Genomic DNA, 21,708 nt, shown 5'->3' on the forward strand with positions numbered 1-21,708 from the left:
GGCTCATACATGGGCGGCCAGTTCCTTCTGGTAGGGGAAGCTGCCGGGCTCGTAGGCACACCACGGCTCCTCGCCGAGGACGTCCCCCGAGCAGGCGTAGGCGCGGGAGCGGGAGCCGCCGCAGATCGTGCGGAACTCGCACGCGCCGCAGCGGCCGGTCAGCCGATCGGGGTCGCGCAGCGCGGTGAACAGCGGCGAGGAGCGGTAGACCTCGGTCAGGGGCCGGTCGCGCACGTTCCCGGCGTCCAGCGGGAGGAAGCCCGAGGGGTGCACGGTCCCGGTGTGGGAGACGAAGACGAACCCGCGTCCGGCGTTGACGTCCACGGGCGGGCGGCGGGTGCGCCGCTCCTCGATCAGCCCCGCCTGCTCGGCCCGTCGCCGCAGGGTGCGGTAGAGCGGGCCGAGCCGGAGCGCCTCGGCGTGGTCCACGCCCTGTCCGGCCAGAATGAGCCGTTGCACGGCGACCCGCCGGAAGTGGTGCGCCTCGGTGGTCTTGACCGGGATCGCGGTGCCGACGTCGTGCACGAAGTGCAGCACGTCCTCGGTCTCCTGCGCGGTCAGGGCCGACAGGTCGCGGCCCCGGCCGGTGGGCACGAGGAAGAACACGCTCCACAGCAGCGCGCCCTCCCGGCGTACCAGGGCGGCGATGTCCGGCAGGCTCGCCAGGTTGTGGCGGGTCACGGTGGTGTTGATCTGCACCTTGAGCCCGGCTTGGCGGGCCGCCCGCCAGGCGCGCAGGGTGCGGGTGAACACGCCGTCGTAGCCGCGGAAGGCGTCGTGGACGGGCGCGGTCGCGCCGTCGAGGCTGAGCGAGACGGCGGCGGCCCCGGCCTCGCGCAGCCGGGCGAGGTTGGCCGGGTCGAGGGCGGGGGTGGCCGACGGGGACACGGCCGGGGCCAGGCCGCGGGCGCGGGCGTGGCGGACCAGGTCGAGCAGGTCGGGCCGCTCGAACGGGTCGCCGCCGGTGATCACGAACAGCGGCGGGGGCGTGCCGAAGTCCGCCACCTGGCCGATGAGCCGGTACGCCTCCTCGGTGGTCAGCTCCGCCGGGTGCCGGTCGGGCACGGCTTCGGCGCGGCAGTGCAGGCAGGCCAGCGGGCAGGCGCGGGTGGCCTCCCAGATCACGATGAACGGGCCGGCGGCGACGTCGCGCCGGACGCGGCGCAGCGGCCGCCCGCCGGGTGGTGCGGTCATGCGGGTGCTCCTCGCAGGAGGTGGTCCACGACGTCGGCGGCCGAGTGGTCGTCGGGCAGGCCGTCCAGGAAGCCGAGGTCCTGGCCCAGGGTGAGCAGGGCGGGCTCGTGGTAGCCGTCGGCGCGGTGCTGGCCCAGGCCGATGGCGGCGGTCAGCCCGTTGCACAGGCACTGGCGGCCCTCGGCCTCCTCGGCGGGCCGGCCCTTGCGGACGTAGGCGTCCACGGGTTCGGCGGGGCAGCGGTAGCCGATCGCGCCGCCGGGCCGGACGTACGGGGTGCGCAGGTAGCCCAGGTCGCACAGCCGGGGACGCCGGTCGAACACCTCGGGCTCCGACAGGGTGCCGGGCAGGCCCGCGACCTTGAACGGGAAGCCGGTGGGCGAGGCGCGCGGGTCGTTGCGCACCTCCAGCGCGCCCCGGCGGGCCCGGCTCAGCATGCGCCGCCGCAGGCCGTCGTCGAGGCCCGACTCCCGGCACAGCGCGAACGCCGTCCCGACCTGGATGCCGGCGGCGCCGGTGGCCCGCGCGCCGGCCGCGCCGCCGGGGGTGGCGTAGCCGCCGGCCAGCCAGAACGGCAGGCCGATCGCGGCGACCTTGGCGGTGTCGGCCTCGTCGCGCGGCCCGTAGACGGGTTCGCCGCGCTCGTCGAGCACCAGCCGGCCGCGTGGCGGCGCGCTGTGCCCGCCGGCCACCGGCGTCTCCAGGACGAACCCGTCGGGCCTGGTCACCGGCGAGCGGGCCAGGTAGGCGGCCAGCACGTGGGAGGAGACGATCGCCAGCAGCTTGGGACGCCGCAGCGGCTCGGACGGGGCGCCCCCGGGCCACAGCGCGGCCGGGTCGAGGCCGGCCGTGTGGCGGGCGTCTCCGGCGTCGGCCACGGCGACGGTGAGCTCGGCCGGGCGGTGCGCGGCGAAGGCGTCGAGCAGCGCCGGGATCTCCGCCGGGATGCCGGCGCCCATCAGCACGTAGTCGACGCCGGCCAGCATCGCGCCGTAGGCGGCGGCGGGCGTGGCGAGCTGGATCTTCTCCAGGTAGTTGACGCCGACCGGCCCGTCGTGGCCCTGCTTGGCCAGGAAGACCTCGGCGAAGTTGGCGACCACGGCCAGCTCGTCGCGGGCCCGGCTGGGGCGCAGCCCGAGCCGGGGCACCGGCCGGTACGGCGTGCCGGGCGCGATCCCGCCGGGCACGAAGTAGCGTCCGAGCACCCGTTCGGCGATCTCGGGGACGGGGAAGCCGGCCAGTGCCCGGCGCAGGTCGCCGCCGGGGTCGCCGCGCTGGAGGCGGCGGGCCAGGGCGACGTCCAGGGCGGTGCCGGACACCACGCCGAGCTGCCCGGTACGGGCGACCGCGCGCGCCAGCCGCCACCCGGACACCGCGACGCCCATGCCGCCCTGGATCAGGACGGGGAGTCCGGCCTCAGACACGCCGCGCCCGCAGCGTGCCGGCCCAGGTGAGCACGTCGGCGTTGATCTCCCTGGCCACCTCGCGGGTGGCCAGGATGTGCACGACGTCGTCCTCGGGCAGCGTCTCGACCATGAGCGACAGGCCGTCGCAGTCGCTGACGTGCGGCAGGATCTCCCGTGCCAGGGCGACGCCCCAGGCGGCCTGGTTCTCGTCGATCTCGCCCAGGCCGTCGACCGCCGCCAGGTCGGCCAGCTCGGCCAGCTCGCGGATGTTGCGGATCGTGTCGTCGTGGTCGCTGAGCAGCTTGTCCACGTAGTGCGCGCCGAGGACGGCCGTCAGGCCGGGGTACATGGCCTCCTCCTCGTAGCGGAAGTGCGGCCCGACGACCGCCGACAGGGCCGCCACCAGTTTCCCGGCCCGCGCCGCGTCGCCGGTGCCGAAGGCGTCGATCAGCGCGAGCAGCAGGTCCCTGACCTCGCGGTGCTCGGCGTGGAAGGTCTCGGTGAAGTGATGGCCGATGGACAGCACACAGTCCTCCAGCTGGGTGGTTCCGGACGTCGCCGGTCGCATGGTTCCCGTCCCCGTCACTCGTCGGCGGCGAGGGTGGCGCCGCAGGTCAGCAGGGCGGCGCCGGTGAGCGTCAGCAGCCCGCCGAGGCCGATGGCCAGGTTGCCGAGCTGCCAGGCCTGGTAGGCGTTGAGCAGGGAGGCGCGCAGCATCTGGCCGGTGAAGGCGGTCTGCCGCAGGCCCTCCAGCTCGGCGTCCGCGCCGCCCGCCGCGAACAGCTCGGCGCTGACCTGCGCGTACGTCCGGCCGCCGGTGGCGGTCAGCACGTTGCGGCCGATCACCTGGGCGTAGGCCCTGGCCTGCGGGCCGGTCAGCACGGCGCGGCCCTGGTGGGCGGCGAGCTCGGCGGGCAGCCCCTTGCCGGGGAAACTGATGGCCTGCCGGCGCAGCTCGTCGCGGATCTCGCCGCGCGCCTGGACGCCTCGGGCGGCCATGACGGGTCCGGCGGCCGTCATCGCGGCGCCGGCGGCGCCCAGCAGCGCCCTCGCCGCGCCTCGGACAACGCTCATCTCATCCTCCTGGTCACGTGGATCGCCGGTGGACCGGCGGGTGGGCCGACGGGCGGGCCGCCGGGCGGGCCGCCGGGGCGGGCGGTCAGCCGGCGGCGAGCCACAGGTCGGGCCCGAAGACCTCGTAGTGCACGTCGCGGGCCGCCACGCCGGCCTTGAGCAGCGCGGCGCGCGCCTCGCGCATGAACGGCAGCGGCCCGCACAGGTAGGCGACCGCGCCCTGCGGGATCGGCACGCCGCCGAGGTCCATCAGGCCGTCGCGGTCGGGGGCCTGGGCGCCGTGCTCGTACCAGAAGACGTGGTCGGGGGCCAGGCGGGTCATGTCCTCGCGCAGCGCGTGCCGGTCGGGCGAGCGGTCGGCGTGCAGGGCCAGGACGCGGCGGCGGGAGCCGGTGGCGGCGAGGTGGTCGAGCATGGCGACCATGGGGGTGGCGCCGATGCCGGCGCTCACCAGCACCAGCGGCGCCTCGGAGTCGTCCAGGGTGACGTCGCCGAAGGGCGCCGACAGGGTGAGCTCGTCGCCCTGGCGCACGGTGGCGTGCAGCAGGGTGGACACCTCGCCGACGGGGTCGCCGTCCACGCGCTTGACGGTGATCCGGCGCAGGCCGTCGCCGGCGTTGGACAGCGTGTACTGGCGGAGCTGGCGCACGCCGTCGGGCATCTCGACCTGGACGCTGACGTACTGGCCGGGGCGGGCGGGCGGCGGGGGCTCCTCGCCGAGCGGGGTGAGCAGGAAGGAGGTGACGTCGGGCGTCTCCTCGCGGCGGCCGGCCACCCGCCAGCGCCGCCACGTGCGGCCCTCGACGGCGCCGGCCTCGGCGTAGAGGCGGGCCTCCATCGCGATCAGGGCGCCGGCCATCAGCCAGTACACCTCGTCCCAGGCGGCGGCGACCTGCGGCGTGACGGCCTCGCCCAGCACCTCGGCGATCGCGCCGAACAGGTACTTGTGCACGATCACGTACTGGTCGTCGGTGACGCCGACCGCGGTGTGCTTGTGCGCGATCCGCGCGAGCAGGTGGTCGGGCCGCTGGTCGGGGTGGTCCAGGAGGGTGGTGGCGAAGGCGGCGACGGAGGCCGCCAGCGCCTTGCGCTGCTCGCCGCTGGCCTGGTTGCCGCGGTTGAACAGGCCGTCCAGCAGCTCGGGCCGCTCGGCGAACATCGTCGCGTAGAACCGCTCGGTGATGGCGTCGAGCGAGGCGCCCACGACGGGCAGCGTGGCGCGGACGACGGCGGCGGATTCCGCGGACAACATTGTGACCTCCACAGTCCCAGGGTGAGACCCGCGACGGCGGGCCGGTTCTCAGGCTAGGGAGCGGGGCCCGGCCGCTGACCGGGGCGAACGTCCGCACTTGAAGGGTCGAAGGTCCCGGACGGGACATCCGGCCGTCCGGGGGCCGGTCGCCGGGGAAGATGGGACTTTCGTCCCTGCCGCGGGCGGGGGCGGGTGGGGGATCCTGGAGAGCATGCAGCTCGACTCGTCCGGACTGCAGGTGCTCTCCGAGGAGGAGTGCTTCCTGCTGCTGTCCTCGATGCCCATCGGGCGGATCGTGTTCACCGATCGTGCCCTGCCCGCCGTCCAGCCGGTGAACTTCTGCCTCGACGGGCGGTCCATCGTGATCCGCACCGCGACGGGGTCGAAGCTGGCGGCGGCCACCCGGCGGGCCGTGGTGGCCTTCGAGGCCGACGACTTCGACGCCGGGCGGCGTACCGGCTGGTCGGTCACGGCGGTGGGGCACGCGCGCGAGGTGACCGACGCCGCCGAGCTGGCCCGCCTGGCCGAGCTGCCGCTGACGACGTGGGCGCCGGGCGACCGGGACCACTACATCGTGGTGGAGGCCGAGCAGATCTCCGGCCGCCGCATCGCGCCCGCCCGCGCGGCCGTCGTGTGACGGGTTCTTGAACGGGCGGCGCCGCCCCCTGGCCGGGGGCGGCGCCGGTGCTCAGTCCTCGTGCGCGGTGGTCACCAGGCCGTAGTCCCCGTCGTCGCGGCGGTAGAGGAGGCAGCCCGCCCCGGTGGCGGAGTCGGCGAAGAAGACGAACGGGAATCCGGTCAGCTCCAGCCGGTCGAGGGCCTGCCCGGCGGTGAGGCGGGGGGCGGGCAGCGGGCTGACCGAGATCCCCGCGCAGGTCGGCGCCGGCAGGTCGGGCCGGGGGTCGAGCTGGGCGAGGCGGTAGCCGTCGCCGGTGCGGTAGATCACGCTGTCCTGGCCGGTCGCGGTCTCGGTGAACAGCAGGAAGTCGTAGTCGAGGTCGTCCATGTCCACCGCCGCCTCGTCGGGCACGGCGCGGGCGGCCGTGCAGGTCCGGACGATCCGGCGTTCCCCGGCGGGCGGGGCCGGGTGGGGCGGACGGGGGTGGCGGCCGCGCCGGTTCTCCCAGTCCCGGGTGCTCTCCAGCAGCCGCGCCCGCAGCCGGTCGCCGAGCAGGTGGATGGCGGCGCGGGTGGAGCCGGCGCCGGCCCGGGCCCTGATGAGCCGGCCCTGGACGTCCACCACGGCCTCGGCCGTCCGCCGCTCCCCCGCGACCTGCGGTGTGGCGGCGAGCTTGACCGTCGCGCCGAGCACCGGCTCGTGGGCGAGCCGGGTCAGGTCGGCCACGGTGTGGCGGGCACGCCGCACGTCGGCCGCGCGCACGCCGCCGCCGCGGATCCTGACCTGCACGTCGTCGGCGTCAAGGGCGATGGGCCTGTGCCTCATTCGTGAACACCTTCTTCGCATCCGGTGGTGATGATCCAAGCCTCTGGCCTGGGCGGATGCGGCGGCCAGAGCCGTAGGTCCTCCCGCGCGGGGACCTACGGCCCGCCGCGCGGCGGGCCGCGTCAGGAGCGGCGGTAACCGGGATGCACGCCCGGCGTCAGGCCCTGGTCGGCGGCGACCAGCTCCAGCAGGGCGAGCAACTGACCACGCTGGTCGGGGCTGAGGCACGAGGTCAGGTCGGCCTCGTGCGCCATCGCGGTCTTCCTGATGTCCTCCATCACCTTCGCGCCCTGCTCGGTCAGGTGCAGCTCGTGGTTGCGGCGGTCGCCGGCCGAGCGGCGCCGCTCCACCAGGCCGGCCCGGTCGAGCGGGTCGAGCAGCGCGGTGACCCGGCTGGGCACGACGCCGAGGTCGGCGGCGAGCGACTGCTGGCTGCGGCCCGGCTGGAGGGCGATCATCCGCAGCAGCCCGACGTCGGACGGCGACAGGCCGAGCTCGGCGACCCGCGCGGCGAACCGGCCGGCGGCGTGCGCGCCGAGCTGCGCGAGCAGGAAGGCGACGCCCATCGGGCGGTTGCGGGACGCGGACACAGCGCATACTGTACTCCGCACAGAACCTTTCACAACAGTGAACCTTTCTCCAGAGAGAAGCAATCCGTGATGACCACCGACCGGCCTGACTGGCCCAGACATCCAGGACTGGAGGGCAAGGTCGCCCTCGTCACCGGCGGTTCCCGCGGCATCGGCGCGGCGACCTGCCACGCGCTGGCCGCCAACGGCGTCCGGGTCGCGGTCACCGGCCGCGACACCGAGGCGGTGGACCGCGTCGTCGCCTCGATCACCGCCGAGGGCGGCCGGGCGCTGGCCGCGCCCGGCGACGTGACCGACACCGGCGCCCTGGCCCGCATCCGCGCCGAGGTGGAGGCCGCGCTCGGGCCGGTGGACATCCTGGCCCCGTTCGCCGGCGGGCAGGGCGCGCCCGCGCCGACCGCGGGGCTCGACCCCGGCCGCTGGCGCGCCGTGCTGGAGTCCGACCTGACCTCGGTGTTCCTCACCGTCCACGAGTTCCTGCCGGGCATGCTGGAGCGGCGGGACGGGTCGATCATCCTGATGTCGTCCACCGCGGGCCGGCAGCCCGGAGGCGCCAACGCCGCCTACGCCGCCGCCAAGGCGGGCGTGGTCATGTTCGCCCGGCACCTGGCCGCCGAGGTGGGCGGCGACGGCGTGCGGGTCAACTGCCTGGCGCCCTCGGCCGTGCTCAACGACAAGCTCGCCGCGCTGCCCGCCGAGCGGCTCGCCCAGCTCGCCGCGGCCTTCCCGCTCGGGCGCGTCGGCCGTCCCGCCGACGTCGCCCAGGCCGTCCTCTACCTCGCCTCGCCCGCCGCCTCCTGGGTGACCGGGGCGACCCTCGACCTCACCGGCGGACGGGTCTCATGATGAACGCCACGCTCCGCCCGTCCCCCGCATCCACCGTCCAGACGGAGGCCATGTCATGACCGACCCGATGACCGAACGGCTCGTCCGGTTCCAGCGGCCCGGCGCCCTGCCGTACCTGATCGGCGCGGACGAGGCCCGCCTCGCCGCCCTGTTCGGCCTCGACGCCGACGCCTACCGCGCGCTGCTGGACGCCTTCGACCACCAGACCCGGCAGGCCGCCGAGACACTGCTGGCCCGGCCCGGCCTCGCCGACGCCGTCGACCGGCTGCCCCTGCACCCCGAGGGCTCCCGCGACGTCTTCCACGTGGTGGCCCTCGGCGAGAGCACCACCGCCGACCGCCTGTCCTGGTTCGAGATCCTGCGCCAGCTGGTCGCGCTGCGCCGTCCCGGCGACGCCGTCCGCTTCACCAACCTGGCGATCACCGGCAGCACCACCACCCAGGCGCTCACCCAGCTCCCCGCCCTCGGCTTCCAGCGGCCCGACCTGGTGCTGTGCATGATCGGCGCCAACGACGCCCAGCACCTGGCCCCCGACGCGCCCACCCTGGTCAGCGCCGCCGAGACCGAGCGCAATTTGGCCATGCTGCACGACCTGGCCCAGCAACGCGGGCCCGTCCGCTGGGTCTGGCTCACGCCCAGCCCCTTCGACGAGCCGCGCGCCGCCGCCTACCCGCACTTCCGGCGCGCCGGCATCACCTGGGCCGGCAAGGACGTCGACGCCACCGCCGACCACCTGCTGGGCCGTCCCGAGCCGACCGTGGACACCAGGCTCGCCGTCCGCGAGGACCACCACTTCCTCGACGACGGCGTGCACCTGAGCATCGAGGGCCAGCGCGAGATCGCCGAGGCCGTCGTACGGGCCCTGGCCGGTGCGGCATGAAGCTGATGGTCCTCGGCGCGACCGGCGGGACCGGCCGCCAGGTGGTCGAGCAGGCGGTCGCCGCCGGGCACGACGTCACCGTCCTGGCCCGCGACCCCGCCCGCGTCCCGGCGGGCGAGCGGGTGAGCGTGATCGGCGGCGACGTGCTGACCCCCGGCCCCTGGCGGGACGCCGTCGCCGGGCACGAGGCCGTGCTGTCCTGCCTGGGCAGCACCGACCGCGGCCACCCCACCACCGTCTACTCCCAGGGCACCGCCAACGTCATCGCCGCCATGCGCGACAGCGGGGTGCGCCGCCTGCTGTGCCTGTCGTCGGCGGGTCTGGACATCCCGCCGGGCACGCCGCTGGGCCGCCGCCTGGTCACCCGCTTCGTGATCCAGCGCCTCTACCGGCACGGCTACGCCGACATGAGACGCATGGAGGCCGCCGTCACCGCCGCCCACGACATCGACTGGACGATCGTGCGCCCGCCGATGCTCACCGACGGGCCCCTGACCGGCCGCTACCGCACCGCCGAGAACGCGCCCCTGGCCAAGGCGGGCTCGATCTCCCGCGCCGACCTGGCCCACTACCTGCTCGACCACCTCACCGACGAGCACAACCGCCACGCCGTCGTCGAGATCGCCGGCGGCTCCTGACCTGCCAGGCGAACGCCGGCGAAGGCGACATTCCGGCGGGGTGGTCCGGCCGGGATCCGCAGGGGCGTCTGGCCGGCCGGGCTCTGCCTGGTCAGCTCGGCGCTGCGCCGGAGGCTGTCGCCGTCGGCGCGGAGCTGCTCGGTGCGCAACCGCCGGCCCCGGTCCCGCGCCTCCGGGCCGTCCGCCCCCTGCGTCTGCGCTTCTCCGGACGGCGTCGCCGCCGCCCGCCCGGACGGCAGGACCATCGCCGCCGTCGTGGCCACCGCGGCCGCCCCCGTCAGCCGCAGCAGCCGACCGGCCGGCGGCGGCCTCAGGCCAGCCGGTCGGCGAGGAAGCGCAGGGCGCTGTCGATCTCGAAGTCCGGCACGTCCGCGTGCCCGCCGGGGTTGGCGTGCAGCGTCTTCTCGGCCGAGGCCAGGGCGTCGAACAGGGCCAGGGCCTCGGCCCGCGGCACCCGTTCGTCGTCCCACTGCAGCAGGAACCGCACCGGGACGGTGATCCCGGCGGCGGCCTGGGCCGAGGCCGGCGCGGTGCCGCTCAGCCCCAGGACCGCCGCGCCGATCCGCGGCTCGGCGGCCACCAGCGGGATCCCCAGGGCACAGCCCAGCGACACGCCCCAGTAGCCGACCGGACCCTGGTCGCCGAGCGCGTCCAGGACCGACCGCCACTCCGGCACGGTCTGGGCGGCCAGCAGCGTGTGCAGCTCGGCCAGCAGCGGGGTGGGGTCGCCCGCGCCGGCCATCCGCTCCCGCATCGCGGCGATGATCCGCTCGTGTTCGGCGCTTCTGGGCCGGTCGCCGTGGGCCGGCGCGTCGATGGCCGCCGCCGCGAAGCCGCGTTCGGCTGCCAGCCGGTGCGCGCGTCCCACGACGCCCGGGGCCTGCTTGTGCTGCCCGCCGCCGTGCCCGATGAGGACCAGGCCGCGGGGTTCGGCGTCCTGCGGGGTCCACAGGACGCCGGGGAGGTCGCCGAGGGCGAAGGATCGTTCGATGACGCCGTCGGCCGACGTCCGGGAGAGAAAACGCATGCGCGTCCTGAGCCTTTCGGGATGCCTTGTGCGGGCGCTCCCTAGGCGATGCGCGTGAGGGAGCCCCGACCTGTCACAACGTTGATCGGTCTCACCTCCTCAGTTCGATGCGTGGCGAAAACGTACCACACCATCAGATTTCGGCTGCGGTGAAGGAGATCCACACATCCGGCGGGACGTCCGGGCGGTTCGGGACGGGCCGGCGCTCCTCCGTCCACGCCTCGCCGGCGAACTCGGTCGCGACGCGCCGCCAGAACGCCACGCCCGCCGTGTTGGCGTCCTGGAAGGCGATCCGCCACGGCCCGGGATGCCGGGAGATCACCTCCCGGACGACCCGCAGCCCGATCCCCGACCGGCGCGCCCCGCGGACCACGAAGAAGCTGTTCAGCACCCGCACCGGGCCGGTCGCCGCACGGACGAACGCGAACCCGACCGGCCGGTCGCCGCTGGTGAACAGGTAGGCCGTCCAGTCGTCGTCATCGAGGGCGGTGCGCAGGCGGTCGCCGTGGTAGGTGCCGTCGGGGTCGGGGAGCCCGCCCTGGAAGTCCGCCATGTCGTGACGGAACATCAGCCAGAGGCGTTCGACGGCGGGATGGTCCGCGGCCTCGACGGGCCGCACAATTACCGGAGAAATGGTCATACAAGCACTCTCGGCCAGATGCAACATCCGGCCGGAAGGTACAAACTAGCAGAAGACGATCATCGCAGGGGAGCCGCGGGCGTCAGCCGTGCAGCAGGTCGAGGATGTGCGGCCAGGCGTCGGCCCCGAGCCCGGCGTCGGCGACCGGGTCGCCCCCGTAGACGAAGTCCGGCGACTCGGGGGCGGGCCCCTCCCCCGGCAGGCGCGGACGATGACCGGCCTCGACCCGGCTGACCACCCGCACCGGGCGGCCGGCGGCACGACGCCGGGCGGCCAGCCGCGCGGCGAACGGCAGGGACGGCCACATGGCGTCATCCCCGCCCGCCACCAGCAGCACGTCGGCCGCCGCCGCCTCGATCGGGATCTCCGCGGCCGGCAACAGATCGGCGAACGTGCGCTCGCTGAGCTCGTACAGCTCGCGCAGGGCCAGCGGGCCGTGCTCGGGCTCGGCCTCGGCCCAGTCGTCGTCGTACGGGACGAACGGCAGCGGCCGCCCCCGCCACGTCCAGGACGACCGGTAGGGACGTCTCTCCCCGTCCGGCCCCGGCCCGACGTTGCCCCACACGAGCGAGGTCGGCGACAGCGCCACCACCCCGCCGATCCGCCGATCCCGGACGGCGGTCAGCAGCGCGGCCTCGGCCCCCTTCGACATGCCCAGCACGCAGACCCGCCGGACGCCGGTGGACTCCAGCAGATCGACGGCCGACACGAACGTCTCCAGCGGGATCTCGCAGATGCCCGGCGGCTGCCCGGGACCGCCGAACCAGCGGATCGACAGCGCGGTCACCCCCTCCGCGGCCAGCAGGCGGGCCCTGTCCCGTTCGATCCGCCCGCTCGACCCCGCCAGCACGAGCACGCCCGTGCGGACGGCCGGACCCGGTGTGACCAGGACGCCTTCCCACGGGCAGCTCAGTTCGCGCTCGTCCATCACCGTCACCCCTCGGCACTCGGCGGAACGGCATTCTACTGAGACGGCGCGCCCACCGAAATGGTGCATCATGGCCACAACACCCCATGACGGAGCGGAGAACATCATGTCCTTCCAGGCTTACCTGGACAACATCGAAGGCAAGACCGGGCTGACCCCCCGCGAGTTCATCGCCCTGGCCCAGGAACGCGGCTTCGACGCCCCGTCCACCAAGGCCGGGACGATCATCGACTGGCTCAAACAGGACTACGACCTCGGACGCGGCCACGCCATGGCCCTCGTCCACGTGATCAAGAAGGGTCCGCAGATCGACGCCAAGCACGTCGGCACCACCGGTTCCCACCGCGACGAGTCCGACGTCCTCTGGCTGGACGGCAAGGACAACCGCCCGGAGCCCGCCTGACCCGCCCGGCGGGGCTCACCCCGCCGGGCCGCTTTACGTTGTAGATCTGTAAGGGTCAGAAGTCGGCGTCGAAGCTGACCGAGCCGGTCACCCCCACCTGGTACGCCGACACCCGCCGCTCGAAGAAGTTCGACAGCTCCTGCACGTCCTGCAGCTCCATGAACGCGAACGGGTTCTTCGATCCGTACAGCGGCTCGATGCCGAGCTGGGCCAGCCGCCGGTCGGCCACGTGCTCCAGGTACGAGCGCATGTCCGCGGTCGACATGCCCGGCACGCCCTGCCCGAGCAGGTCCTCGGCGAACTGCGCCTCGCAGTCGACCGCCTCGGCCAGCATCTCCCTGACCTGACCGGCCATCTCCTCGTCGAAGAGGTCCGGCTCCTCCTGCCGGACGACGTCCACCACGTCGAAGGCGAAGGCCATGTGCATGGACTCGTCGCGGAAGACCCAGTTGGTGCCCGAGGCCAGCCCGTTCAGCAGGCCGCGCGAGCGCAGGAAGTAGACGTAGGCGAACGCGCCGTAGAAGAACAGGCCCTCGATGCAGGCGGCGAAGCAGATCAGGTTCAGCAGGAACGCCCGCCGGTCCTCGCGGGTCTCCAGCCGCTGGAGGCTGCCGATGGAGTCGATCCAGCGGAAGCAGAACTCGGCCTTGCGCCGGATGGAGGGGATGTTCTCCACCGCCGCGAACGCCGCGAACCGCTCCTCCTCGTCCGGCACGTACGTGTCCAGCAGGTTCAGGTAGAACTGGACGTGCACCGCCTCCTCGAACAGCTGCCTGCTCAGGTACAGGCGCGCCTCGGGGGCGTTGACGTGCTGGTAGAGGTTGAGCACCAGGTTGTTGGCCACGATCGTGTCGCCCGTGGCGAAGAAGGCGACCAGCCGGCTGACCAGGTGGCGCTCGGCCGCCGACAGCTTGGGCAGGTCGTTCAGGTCGGAGTGCAGGTCCACCTCCTCGACCGTCCAGGTGTTCTTGATCGCGTCGCGGTAGCGGTCGAAGAACAGGGGGTAGCGCATGGGCCGCAGGGTCAGGCTCATGCCCGGGTCGAGCAACATCGGATTCTCCTCGGGGGTCACTGGCAGGCCTCGCACGACTCGGGGTTCTCCAGGGAGCACACCAGGGCCTCCTCGGACTTGTTCGCGAGGGGCGCGAGGGGCGCGACGGGCACGGTGGCCTGCTGGATGCGGGTGGCCGGGCGCGAGCGCAGGTAGTAGGTGGTCTTCAGGCCGGACTTCCAGGCGTACAGGTACATCGAGGAGAGCTTGTCGATCGTCGGCGCGCTCATGAACAGGTTGAGCGACTGGCTCTGGTCGATGAACGGCGAGCGCGCGGCGGCCATGTCGATCAGCGCCCGCTGCGGCAGCTCCCAGGCGGTGCGGAACAGCCGGCGCACGTCCTCCGGCAGCTCGGCGATGCCCTGCACCGAGCCCTCGGCCTGCTTGATGGCCGCCCGGACGCGGTCGTCCCACAGGCCGCGCGACTTCAGCTCGGCCACCAGCGCGTTGTTGATCTGCAGGAACTCCCCGCTCAGCGTCTCGCGCTTGAACAGGTTGGACACCTGCGGCTCGATGCACTCGTAGCAGCCGACGATCGAGGCGATGGTGGCGGTCGGCGCGATCGCGATCAGCAGCGAGTTGCGCAGGCCGTGGGCGGCGATGCGCTCGCGCACCGCGTCCCAGCGCCCGGCCTGGGTGCCGCTCTGACCCCACAGGTCGTGCTGGAGCCGGCCGCGGGCCGCCCAGGTCTGGTCGTAGGCGGGGTGGGCGCCGAAGCGCTCGGCCAGGCCGGCGGAGGTCTCCAGCGCCGACAGGTAGATCTCCTCGGCGATCCGGGTGGACAGCTCCTTGGCCTCGGCCGAGTCGAACGGCAGGCGCAGGGCGAAGAAGACGTCCTGCAGGCCCATCACGCCGAGGCCGACCGGGCGCCAGCGCGGGTTGCTGGCCGCGGCCTGCTCGCTCGGGTAGTAGTTGATGTCGATCACCCGGTCGAGGAAGGTGACCGCGGTGCGGACGGTGGCGCGCAGCCGCTCCCAGTCGATGCCGCAGTCGATGTCGCCGCCGGGGCCCGTGCCCGCCAGGTGGGCGGCGAGGTTGACCGAGCCCAGGTTGCAGACGGCGGTCTCGGCGTCGCTGGACACCTCGACGATCTCGGTGCACAGGTTGGACAGGTGCACGACGTTGCCGGGCTCGGCCGCCTGGTTGCACAGGCGGTTGGCGGCGTCCTTGAAGGTCATCCAGCCGTTGCCGGTCTGGGCCAGGGTGCGCATCATCTTGGCGTACAGGTCGCGGGCCTTGACCTGCCGGACGTACCGGCCGTCGCGCTCGGCGGCGCGGTAGGCCTCCTCGAACGCCTCGCCCCACAGGTCGGGCAGCTCGGGGACCTCGTCGGGGTCGAACAGCGACCAGGTGCCGTCGGCCTCGACCCGGCGCATGAACTCGTCGGGGATCCAGTTGGCCAGGTTGAGGTTGTGGGTGCGGCGGGCGTCCTCGCCGGTGTTGTCGCGCAGTTCCAGGAACTCCTCGACGTCCGGGTGCCAGGGCTCCAGGTAGACGCAGGCCGCGCCCTTGCGCCGGCCGCCCTGGTTGACGGCGGCCACGGACGCGTCGAGCGTGCGCAGCCACGGGACGATGCCGTTGGAGTGCCCGTTCGTGCCGCGGATCAGCGCGCCCCGGGAGCGCACCCGCGACCAGGAGATGCCGATCCCGCCGGCGAACTTCGACAGCTGCGCCACCTGGGCGTAGCGGTCGTAGATGGAGCCGATCTCGTCACGGGGCGAGTCGACCAGGTAGCAGGAGGACATCTGGGTGTGCCGGGTGCCGGAGTTGAACAGCGTCGGCGAGCTGGGCAGATAGGCCAGCGACGACATGAGCCGGTAGAAGCCGACCGCCTCGGCGGGCGTCTCGGCCAGCCCGCAGGCCACGCGCAGCAGCCAGTACTGCGGCGTCTCCACCACCAGCCGGGTGGACGGGTGGCGCAGCAGGTAACGGTCATAGACCGTGCGCAGCCCGAAGTACTCGAACCGCAGGTCGGCGGTGACGTCGATGGCGTCGTCGAGCTTGCGGGCGTTGGCGTTGACGAACTCGGCGGTCTCGTCGCCGATGAGCCCCTCGGCGTGGCCCAGCCGGATCGCCTGGCTGAAGGAGGCCACGCCCTGCCCGCGGACCTCCTTGTCGATGTAGCCCGACAGCAGCCGCGCGGCCAGCCGCGAGTACTGCGGCTCCTCGCCGATCATCTCGGCGGCCGTCTGGATGGACAGCCGGTCCAGCTCGGCGGTGGTGGCCCCGTCGTAGAGGCCGCTGATCGTCTTGGTGGCCACCCGCATCGGGTCGATGTCCGTCAGATCGGTCGCCCAGTGCTCCACCGCACGTACGATCTTGTTGACGTCGACCGGCTCCGCGGTGCCGTTGCGCTTGCGCACCTGCATCTGGACGCGCCGCGGCGCGGACCTGTCGGCGTCCGCCCGCGCCGTCCCGGCCAGGTCCGTCATCGGGTCCCCTGTGACCGTCACTGCGCTCTCCCCTCGTGAACTCGGTCAATGGCCGAGAACGCGCGCAGGAGGCGGACGGCGAGGCGCCACAGCCCTCTCGCCGGTGCCGTCCACCGTCCCGCGCGGTCTCGGACCAGCCGCGCGCGCATGATCGCGCGCGGCGCGCCGGCAGGTCTTCGGACTCGTGGGCATGCTGTCGCTGCCTACTGGCCGTCGCTTCCCGGGCCCTTGGCCCAGTGCGTCTGACGGCGTTCGTTCCCACTTACCGCTGCGGGGCAGTCCCGGATTCCCACCGGGTTCCCTCTTGCCTCGGCCGCCCTGGCGGGGCGACCGAACCGGCTGCGGGAGACACCATATATAGGGCGGATCAAAAAGTCACACCCAACATCTCGTGTTGCGAAGAACCCCCGCTCCGATCCGGCCACCCGCCGCGGGGCCGCTCCTCGCGCGCCTCACGGGCGGGCCGACATGTGATCGAGGTCATAGACCGGCCATGCCAGTTTTCGCTACCTTAGGTATCGATACTTCAAGTAGCGAAAACCTGAGGAGACGACCATGAGCGAGACCTCCACCGGCCGCCGTCCGGTCACGCCGGACTGGGACACCGTCACCCCCGCCGAACTGGCCGCCTACGTCGAGGCGGAGAACCGGCTGCGCGCCTCCGTCGAGGCACAGGCGATCACCGGCCGGCCGGATCCCGGCGCCGCCATCGACTGGCGGACGGTGGCGCTGCCCGGCCGCGACATCCGCGTCCGGGTCCACCGGCCCCGAGCGGCCGGGCCGGGGGACGTCCTGCCGCTCGTGCTGCACGTGCACGGAGGCGGCTTCGTCGGCACGGCGCCGCAGAGCGACTGGGTCAACAGCCACCTCGCCGCCCACCTGCCCGCCGTCGTCGTCTCGGTGGACCACCGCCTCCTCGACCGGCACACGCCGCTGGCCGCCGCCGCCGACGACGGCTGGGACGTGCTCCGGCACGTGCTGGAGCACGCCGCGCAGTGGGGCGTCGACCCGGCGCGGGCCGTCCTGTTCGGCGAGAGCTGCGGCGGCCTGATCTGCGCCCTGGCGGCGATCAGGGCCCGCGACGCAGGTCTGCCCCTGAAGGCCCAGGTGCTGGTCAACCCCGCCGTGGAGGTGGCCGGGACGATGTTCGACCACCCCTCGATGGCCCAGTACGCCGACACCCCGACGCTCAGCGTGCCGGTGCTGCGGCTGTTCCACCGGCTCGCCGTGCCCGAGGGGACGGACGCCCGCGCGCTCTCCCCGCTGCACGCCGGCGACCTGGGCGGGCTGGCCCCGGCGCTCGTGGCGGTGCCGACCCACGACCCGATCGCCGACCACGGCCGCCGCTACGCCGAGGCGCTGCGGGCCGCCGGCACCCCCGCCCGCCTGGCCGAGTACCCCGAGGCCGGGCACGCCTTCCTCAGCATGCCGGTGCTGGCCCCCCAGGCCGCGGACGCGCGGGCGGACATCCTGACCTTCCTCCGCGACGCCCTCCCCGCGTAACCCGCGACCGGAGCGGGCAGGCGAGGACCGGCCGGCCCCTCGCGCGGCGCCGGGTTCTGCTTCATGATTCGGGGTGTCACCCCGTGACCCCTCGCGATGGGACGGTCAGTGAAGCGCATCCTCGCCTGGATCGGCGTCAACGTCGACATCCTCGTCGCCCTGGCGGTGGCGGTCGTCGTGAGCGTCCTCGACGTCGCGGGCATCGCCACCGCGGAGGCCGTCAGCAACGCCACCGTGGCCACGCTGGCGGTGCTCGCGTTCGTCATGCTGCGCAGCCGGACGCGGGCGCAGTCGGCGGAGAACGCCGTGGAGCGGGCCGTGCTCGCCGCCGATCGCAAGCTCGACCTGCTGCCGTCCCTGCTCCAGGAGCAGTCGGCGGTCCGGCTGGTGCGGGGCGAGGAGTTCAACCGGGTGCTGGCGCAGGCGCGCGGGGACACCGACCGGTGGATCTTCAAGGGCTCGACCGGCGCCTACGTGCGGGCGGTGACGCTGCCGGAATGCCTGGCCAAGGCCCGGCAGGGACGGCGGGCGCTGCTGGTCCGGCTGGAGATCCTGGACCCGGACGACCTCGCGCTGTGCGAGCGGTTCGTCCGCCTGCACCGCAGCCTGGCGCTGGACGACGACAGCCCGGAGCTGACCTGGACCGCCGACGGCACCCGCAGGGAGCTCTACGCGACCGTGCTGTCCGCCTGCTGGCATCACCAGCGTTACGAGCTCCTGGACATCGAGATCGGGTTCTCCTCGATCGCCTCGACGTTCCGCTACGAGCTGTCCTCCCGCCACATGTTCATCACGCAGCGGGGCCCCGGCTTCCCCGCCACCGTCATCACCGGGAACGCGCTCGCCCTCGACTGCTGGGCCACCGAGCTGCACGCCAGTCTCCGCCAGGCGCGCCCGCTGAACCTCAGGGGCGCCGACGACGTGACGTTGTCGTTCTCGCCCACGGTCGAGGAGGTGCGGGCGCTGTTCGAACGCCTCGGCCTCGTCCTGCCCGGGACCTACGGCGACGACGACGTCGAGGAGATCGTCGGGATGGCCTTCAGGAACGTCGACCCGTACGACAAGGCGGCGGCCTGGGGGTGAGCCGCCGCCGGCGCGGTCAGCGCCCGGCGTCCCGGGCGACGATGCCGTGCGCCAGCCGGGCCAGGGCGGCGGTGATCTGCTCGGGGGTGAGCCCGCGCCTGCGCTGCTCGGCGTAGACGTCGGGGCCCAGCGGGGCGAGGAGGATGTCGGCCAGCGCCTCGGTCTCCGGGACGCCCGCCTCGGCCAGCAGCACCCGCACGTGCGCCCGCCAGAACCCGTAGGCGCCGGTGGCGTAGCGCAGCGCGCCCTGCTCGGCGCCCAGGACGAGCGAGATGTGCTCCTCCAGCAGGCCGACCATCGCGGCGTAGAAGGCGGCGAGCCGGTCGGCGGGGGGCGCGCCGGGGCCGAGCGGCGGGTCGCCGCGCAGCAGGCGTTCCTGCAGCCCGCGCTCGTGCTCGTCCAGCAGGGCCTGCGCGATCGAGACGGTGTCGGGATAGCGGCGGTAGAGCGTGCCCCGCCCGACGCCGGCGGCCTTGGCGATGTCGTCCATGGTCACGCCGCGCGGGTCGCGGGTGGCGAACAGCTCGGCCGCCGCGGCGAGCACCTTGGCGCGGTTGCGGGCGGCGTCGGCGCGCTCGCGCGGGCGGCCCGCCTCCCCCACGGGACGTCCGGTCAGCAACTCGGTACGGGACTCCATGGCGGCGACTCTAACCCACCTCGACATAAGTGGACAACGTGCCCACTTAGTTGCTACGGTCACCTCGACCGCAAACCGGACGTCATGTCCACTTATTTCGAGGAGCCCCTCTCATGGCCGTTCTGCTGCACCTGGACGCCAGCGCCCGACGCCGTTCGATCAGCCGCGAGCTCGGCGACGCCTTCGCCGAGGCGTGGCGGTCCGCCCACCCCGAGGGCACCTACGTCCACCGCGACCTGGCCGCCGAGCCGGTGCCGCACATCGGGGAGGCGTGGACCGAGCTGTGCGACTACGTCATGGCCAACCAGATCACCGACATCTCCCGCTACCACGAGGCCGCACGCACCCCGGAGCAGGCGGCCGCCTGGGCGATCGTCGAGCCGCTGCTGTCCCAGCTGGTGGCCGCGGACGTGGTGCTGATCGCCACCCCGATGTACAACTACTCGATCCCGTCGGCGCTCAAGGCGTGGCTGGACCAGGTGACCTTCCCCAAGATGTCCCTGACCGGGCGGCGTTTCGTGGTCACCACCGCGCGCGGCGGGGCCTACTCGCCCGGCGCCCCCAAGGCCAGGTTCGACTACCAGGAGCGCTACCTGCGTGACTTCTTCGCCGGCCACTTCGCCGTCGAGGACACCACCGTCGTCGCCGCCGAGCTGGCCAACTCCCGCGTCGACCCCGGCCTCTTCCACCTGCGCGCCCAGCACGACGAGCTGTACGCGTCCGCGCTGCGCGGCGCCCGCGACCTGGGGAAGGAGTTCTGACGATGAACTGGCTCATCCTCGGGCTGGCCGGGCTGGTCGAGATCGCCTGGGCGCAGAGCATCAAGCCCACCCAGGGCTTCACCAGGCCGCTGCCCACGCTGATCTGCTTCGTCCTCATGGTGGCCGCGGTCTGGCTGCTGTCGTACTCGATGAAGACCCTCCCGGTCGGCACCGCGTACGCGGTCTTCACCGGCATCGGGGCGGTCGGCGCGATCGCCCTGGGCGTCGTCGTGCACAAGGACCCGATGTCGATCGGCCGGATGGCGGCGCTGGCGCTGATCGTCGGCGGCATCGTGCTGGCCCGCCTCACCAGCCCGGAGTGACCCCTCCCTGCCCGGACGGGCGGCCGGGCTCAGCTCGGGCCGAACCAGCGGGCGAGGGCGCCCCTGAGGCCGTCGGGGCCCGCGCCCGCCCAGGCGACGTAGCCGTCGGGCCGGACGAGCAGCGCCGGGGCGGGAGCGTCGGCGGCGGTGGCGGCCACATGGCGCACCCGGCCGAGCCAGGGCGCGGCGGCGGCGGCCAGGGCGTCGCCGCCGGTCAGGTCCAGGAGCAGGGGGCGGGCGTCGCGCATCAGCTCGGCCAGGCGCCGCGGCCGCCCGTCGCCGGTGGTCAGCGCCAGGGACGGCGCGAACCAGCCGGTGGGCCCGGCGGGCCGCTCCTCCCCCATGTCGTGGCGGACGTCGCCGCCCGCCATCAGCTCGGCGATCATGCGCAGGTTCTCCGTACGGCCCAGGAGCTCGGCGAACAGCCGTCGTAGCGCGGTGACCTCGGCGCCGGGCGCCAGCAGGGCGGTCGCGGCCAGGGTCTGGGTGACCACGCGTCCCGCGCACGCGCGGCGCTCGGTCTCGTAGCTGTCCAGGAGCCCTTCCGAGGCCTGCCCCCGGAGCGCGGCGGCGAGTTTCCAGGCCAGGTTGGCGGCGTCCTGGAGCGCCAGGTTCAGGGTGGGCCCGTGGCTCACCTGGGCGGCGTCGCCGGCGATGAAGACGCGTCCGGCGCGGTAGCGGTCGGCGAGCCGGGTGTTGCGCCCGCACAGCCGGCGCAGCATGACCGGCGCTCCCTCGGGCGGCGGGCTCAGCGGCAGGCGCACCCCGAGGACGCGTTCGACGCTCTTCTCCATCTCGGCCAGCGTCATCGGCGCGCCCGGCCCCGGGAAGCCGCCCGCCGGATGCTCCTCCCACTCGGCGGTGTTGATCAGCGGCCGCCGCGGGTCGTGGGCCAGGAGGGTGAAGACGCCGCGATCGGTGCGGTGGAAGTGGGCGGGGATCTCGCCGAGCCCCTCGATCAGGACGCGCCCGCCGGGCAGGATCCGGACGTGCTCGCTCGGGCCGATGAGGGCCGAGCGGTCCACGACGTGGTCGTCGCTGACGCCGGGGAAGCCGATGCCCGCCGCCTTCCTGACCATGCTGTGGCCGCCGTCGCAGCCGACCAGGTAGCGGGCGGTGAGGGTGGTTTCGGCGCCGCCGGGGCCGCGGGTCACGACCTCGACCCGGTCGTCGTCCTGGCCGAAGAAGATCACCTCCTGGCCGCGCCGCACCTCCGCCCCCAGTTCGGCCGCGCGCGCGGCGAGCACCCGTTCGAGGTCTCGCTGGTCGCAGGGCAGGAGGTACATCGGGTTGTCCTCGCCGAGCGTGTGCAGCGGCAACGGCATCCCGCCGAAGAAGTGGCCCGGCGCCGGCGCCGGCACGCCCCGGCCGCCGCAGCGTTCGAACAGGCCGCGGTGGTCCAGCAGCCGGACGACCTGCCCGGCCAGGCCGTGGGCCTTGTCCGACAGGTCGGGCTCAGGCCGTCGTTCCAGCACCAGCGGCCGCACGCCGGCCAGGCGCAGCTCGCAGGCGAGGAAGAGGCCGGCGGGCCCGGCGCCGACGACGATGACGTCGAACATCATGGACGATCCTTTGGGTACAGGGCTGTATCTAATT

23 protein-coding genes and 1 riboswitch are annotated in these 21,708 nt (G+C 73.9%); of the genes, 9 read left to right on the top strand and 14 right to left on the bottom strand.

Annotated elements, in window-relative coordinates:
- Positions 1-3: 3 nt before the first annotated feature.
- From AB0J46_RS45375 to AB0J46_RS45395, 5 genes are all read right to left on the bottom strand, one after another.
- Positions 4-1,194: a TIGR04053 family radical SAM/SPASM domain-containing protein gene (locus AB0J46_RS45375; protein WP_364341710.1), complete on the bottom strand. Its 1,191-nt coding sequence runs from the start codon at positions 1,192-1,194 to the stop codon at positions 4-6.
- Positions 1,191-2,618 carry a nitronate monooxygenase gene (locus AB0J46_RS45380; protein ID WP_364341712.1) on the bottom strand — a complete coding sequence of 476 codons (1,428 nt, stop codon included), beginning with the start codon at positions 2,616-2,618 and terminating at the stop codon, positions 1,191-1,193. Before AB0J46_RS45380 ends, AB0J46_RS45375 begins: the two co-directional genes overlap by 4 nt.
- Entirely contained in the window at positions 2,611-3,168 is a 558-nt protein-coding gene (locus AB0J46_RS45385; protein ID WP_364341714.1) for a hemerythrin domain-containing protein, read from the bottom strand. Before AB0J46_RS45385 ends, AB0J46_RS45380 begins: the two co-directional genes overlap by 8 nt.
- Positions 3,169-3,182: 14 nt before the next feature.
- On the bottom strand, positions 3,183-3,674 hold the full coding sequence (locus AB0J46_RS45390) for a hypothetical protein (protein ID WP_364341715.1): 492 nt from the start codon (positions 3,672-3,674) through the stop codon (positions 3,183-3,185).
- Positions 3,675-3,759: 85 nt separating this feature from the next.
- Positions 3,760-4,926, bottom strand: a complete 1,167-nt coding sequence (locus tag AB0J46_RS45395) for a globin domain-containing protein (protein ID WP_364341717.1) — start codon at positions 4,924-4,926, stop codon at positions 3,760-3,762.
- Positions 4,927-5,137: 211 nt separating this feature from the next.
- Here AB0J46_RS45395 and AB0J46_RS45400 point away from each other — a divergent pair, with 211 nt between their 5' ends.
- On the top strand, positions 5,138-5,563 hold the full coding sequence (locus tag AB0J46_RS45400) for a pyridoxamine 5'-phosphate oxidase family protein (RefSeq protein WP_364341719.1): 426 nt from the start codon (positions 5,138-5,140) through the stop codon (positions 5,561-5,563).
- A gap of 51 nt (positions 5,564-5,614) precedes the next feature.
- Here AB0J46_RS45400 and AB0J46_RS45405 read toward each other — a convergent pair whose 3' ends face one another.
- Together AB0J46_RS45405 and AB0J46_RS45410 are read right to left on the bottom strand one after the other, a co-directional pair.
- Positions 5,615-6,370, bottom strand: coding sequence for a sigma 54 modulation/S30EA ribosomal C-terminal domain-containing protein (locus tag AB0J46_RS45405; protein WP_364341721.1), 756 nt, complete (start codon positions 6,368-6,370; stop codon positions 5,615-5,617).
- 122 nt (positions 6,371-6,492) lie between these two features.
- Complete coding sequence (locus AB0J46_RS45410; protein WP_364341723.1) at positions 6,493-6,960, bottom strand: MarR family transcriptional regulator; 468 nt, start codon at positions 6,958-6,960, stop codon at positions 6,493-6,495.
- A 69-nt stretch (positions 6,961-7,029) separates the two neighbouring features.
- On the opposite strand from AB0J46_RS45410, the gene AB0J46_RS45415 reads away from it, so the two are divergent.
- From AB0J46_RS45415 to AB0J46_RS45425, 3 genes are read left to right on the top strand one after another with little or no spacing between them, the layout of a single operon-like run.
- On the top strand, positions 7,030-7,806 hold the full coding sequence (locus AB0J46_RS45415; protein ID WP_364341801.1) for an SDR family NAD(P)-dependent oxidoreductase: 777 nt from the start codon (positions 7,030-7,032) through the stop codon (positions 7,804-7,806).
- 55 nt (positions 7,807-7,861) lie between these two features.
- On the top strand, positions 7,862-8,686 hold the full coding sequence (locus AB0J46_RS45420) for an SGNH/GDSL hydrolase family protein (protein WP_364341725.1): 825 nt from the start codon (positions 7,862-7,864) through the stop codon (positions 8,684-8,686).
- On the top strand, positions 8,683-9,324 hold the full coding sequence (locus tag AB0J46_RS45425) for an SDR family oxidoreductase (RefSeq protein WP_364341727.1): 642 nt from the start codon (positions 8,683-8,685) through the stop codon (positions 9,322-9,324). The genes AB0J46_RS45420 and AB0J46_RS45425 overlap by 4 nt, the downstream gene beginning before the upstream one ends.
- A gap of 310 nt (positions 9,325-9,634) precedes the next feature.
- Here AB0J46_RS45425 and AB0J46_RS45430 read toward each other — a convergent pair whose 3' ends face one another.
- From AB0J46_RS45430 to AB0J46_RS45440, 3 genes are all read right to left on the bottom strand, one after another.
- A complete protein-coding gene (locus AB0J46_RS45430; protein WP_364341729.1) occupies positions 9,635-10,351 on the bottom strand; it encodes an alpha/beta hydrolase in 717 nt (238 codons plus the stop codon).
- A gap of 133 nt (positions 10,352-10,484) precedes the next feature.
- Positions 10,485-10,991, bottom strand: a complete 507-nt coding sequence (locus AB0J46_RS45435; protein WP_364341731.1) for a GNAT family N-acetyltransferase — start codon at positions 10,989-10,991, stop codon at positions 10,485-10,487.
- Positions 10,992-11,073: 82 nt separating this feature from the next.
- A complete protein-coding gene (locus AB0J46_RS45440) occupies positions 11,074-11,919 on the bottom strand; it encodes an acyl-CoA thioester hydrolase/BAAT C-terminal domain-containing protein (RefSeq protein WP_364341733.1) in 846 nt (281 codons plus the stop codon).
- 106 nt (positions 11,920-12,025) lie between these two features.
- Here AB0J46_RS45440 and AB0J46_RS45445 point away from each other — a divergent pair, with 106 nt between their 5' ends.
- Positions 12,026-12,322 (top strand): DUF4287 domain-containing protein, encoded by a 297-nt coding sequence (locus tag AB0J46_RS45445; protein WP_364341735.1) that lies wholly within the window; start codon positions 12,026-12,028, stop codon positions 12,320-12,322.
- A 55-nt stretch (positions 12,323-12,377) separates the two neighbouring features.
- Here the strand turns inward: AB0J46_RS45445 and AB0J46_RS45450 are convergent, their stop codons facing one another.
- Positions 12,378-13,373, bottom strand: a complete 996-nt coding sequence (locus tag AB0J46_RS45450; protein WP_364341736.1) for a ribonucleotide-diphosphate reductase subunit beta — start codon at positions 13,371-13,373, stop codon at positions 12,378-12,380.
- A 17-nt stretch (positions 13,374-13,390) separates the two neighbouring features.
- Positions 13,391-15,826, bottom strand: a complete 2,436-nt coding sequence (locus tag AB0J46_RS45455) for a ribonucleoside-diphosphate reductase subunit alpha (protein WP_364341738.1) — start codon at positions 15,824-15,826, stop codon at positions 13,391-13,393.
- Between the two features lie 128 nt (positions 15,827-15,954).
- Positions 15,955-16,160: riboswitch (cobalamin riboswitch) on the bottom strand.
- A 200-nt stretch (positions 16,161-16,360) separates the two neighbouring features.
- On the opposite strand from AB0J46_RS45455, the gene AB0J46_RS45460 reads away from it, so the two are divergent.
- Positions 16,361-17,308, top strand: coding sequence for an alpha/beta hydrolase (locus tag AB0J46_RS45460; RefSeq protein ID WP_364341740.1), 948 nt, complete (start codon positions 16,361-16,363; stop codon positions 17,306-17,308).
- A gap of 108 nt (positions 17,309-17,416) precedes the next feature.
- Positions 17,417-18,391, top strand: coding sequence for a hypothetical protein (locus AB0J46_RS45465; RefSeq protein ID WP_364341742.1), 975 nt, complete (start codon positions 17,417-17,419; stop codon positions 18,389-18,391).
- 16 nt (positions 18,392-18,407) lie between these two features.
- On the opposite strand, the gene AB0J46_RS45470 is transcribed toward AB0J46_RS45465, so the two are convergent.
- Complete coding sequence (locus tag AB0J46_RS45470) at positions 18,408-19,028, bottom strand: helix-turn-helix domain-containing protein (protein ID WP_364341744.1); 621 nt, start codon at positions 19,026-19,028, stop codon at positions 18,408-18,410.
- A 113-nt stretch (positions 19,029-19,141) separates the two neighbouring features.
- On the opposite strand from AB0J46_RS45470, the gene AB0J46_RS45475 reads away from it, so the two are divergent.
- Entirely contained in the window at positions 19,142-19,789 is a 648-nt protein-coding gene (locus tag AB0J46_RS45475; protein ID WP_364341746.1) for an NAD(P)H-dependent oxidoreductase, read from the top strand.
- Positions 19,790-19,791: 2 nt separating this feature from the next.
- Complete coding sequence (locus tag AB0J46_RS45480) at positions 19,792-20,112, top strand: multidrug efflux SMR transporter (RefSeq protein ID WP_352360314.1); 321 nt, start codon at positions 19,792-19,794, stop codon at positions 20,110-20,112.
- A gap of 29 nt (positions 20,113-20,141) precedes the next feature.
- On the opposite strand, the gene AB0J46_RS45485 is transcribed toward AB0J46_RS45480, so the two are convergent.
- Positions 20,142-21,674 (bottom strand): FAD-dependent monooxygenase, encoded by a 1,533-nt coding sequence (locus AB0J46_RS45485; protein ID WP_364341748.1) that lies wholly within the window; start codon positions 21,672-21,674, stop codon positions 20,142-20,144.
- Positions 21,675-21,708 lie beyond the last annotated feature (34 nt).

It is taken from the genome of Nonomuraea sp. NPDC049758 (assembly GCF_040674635.1).
Lineage (GTDB): Bacteria > Actinomycetota > Actinomycetes > Streptosporangiales > Streptosporangiaceae > Nonomuraea.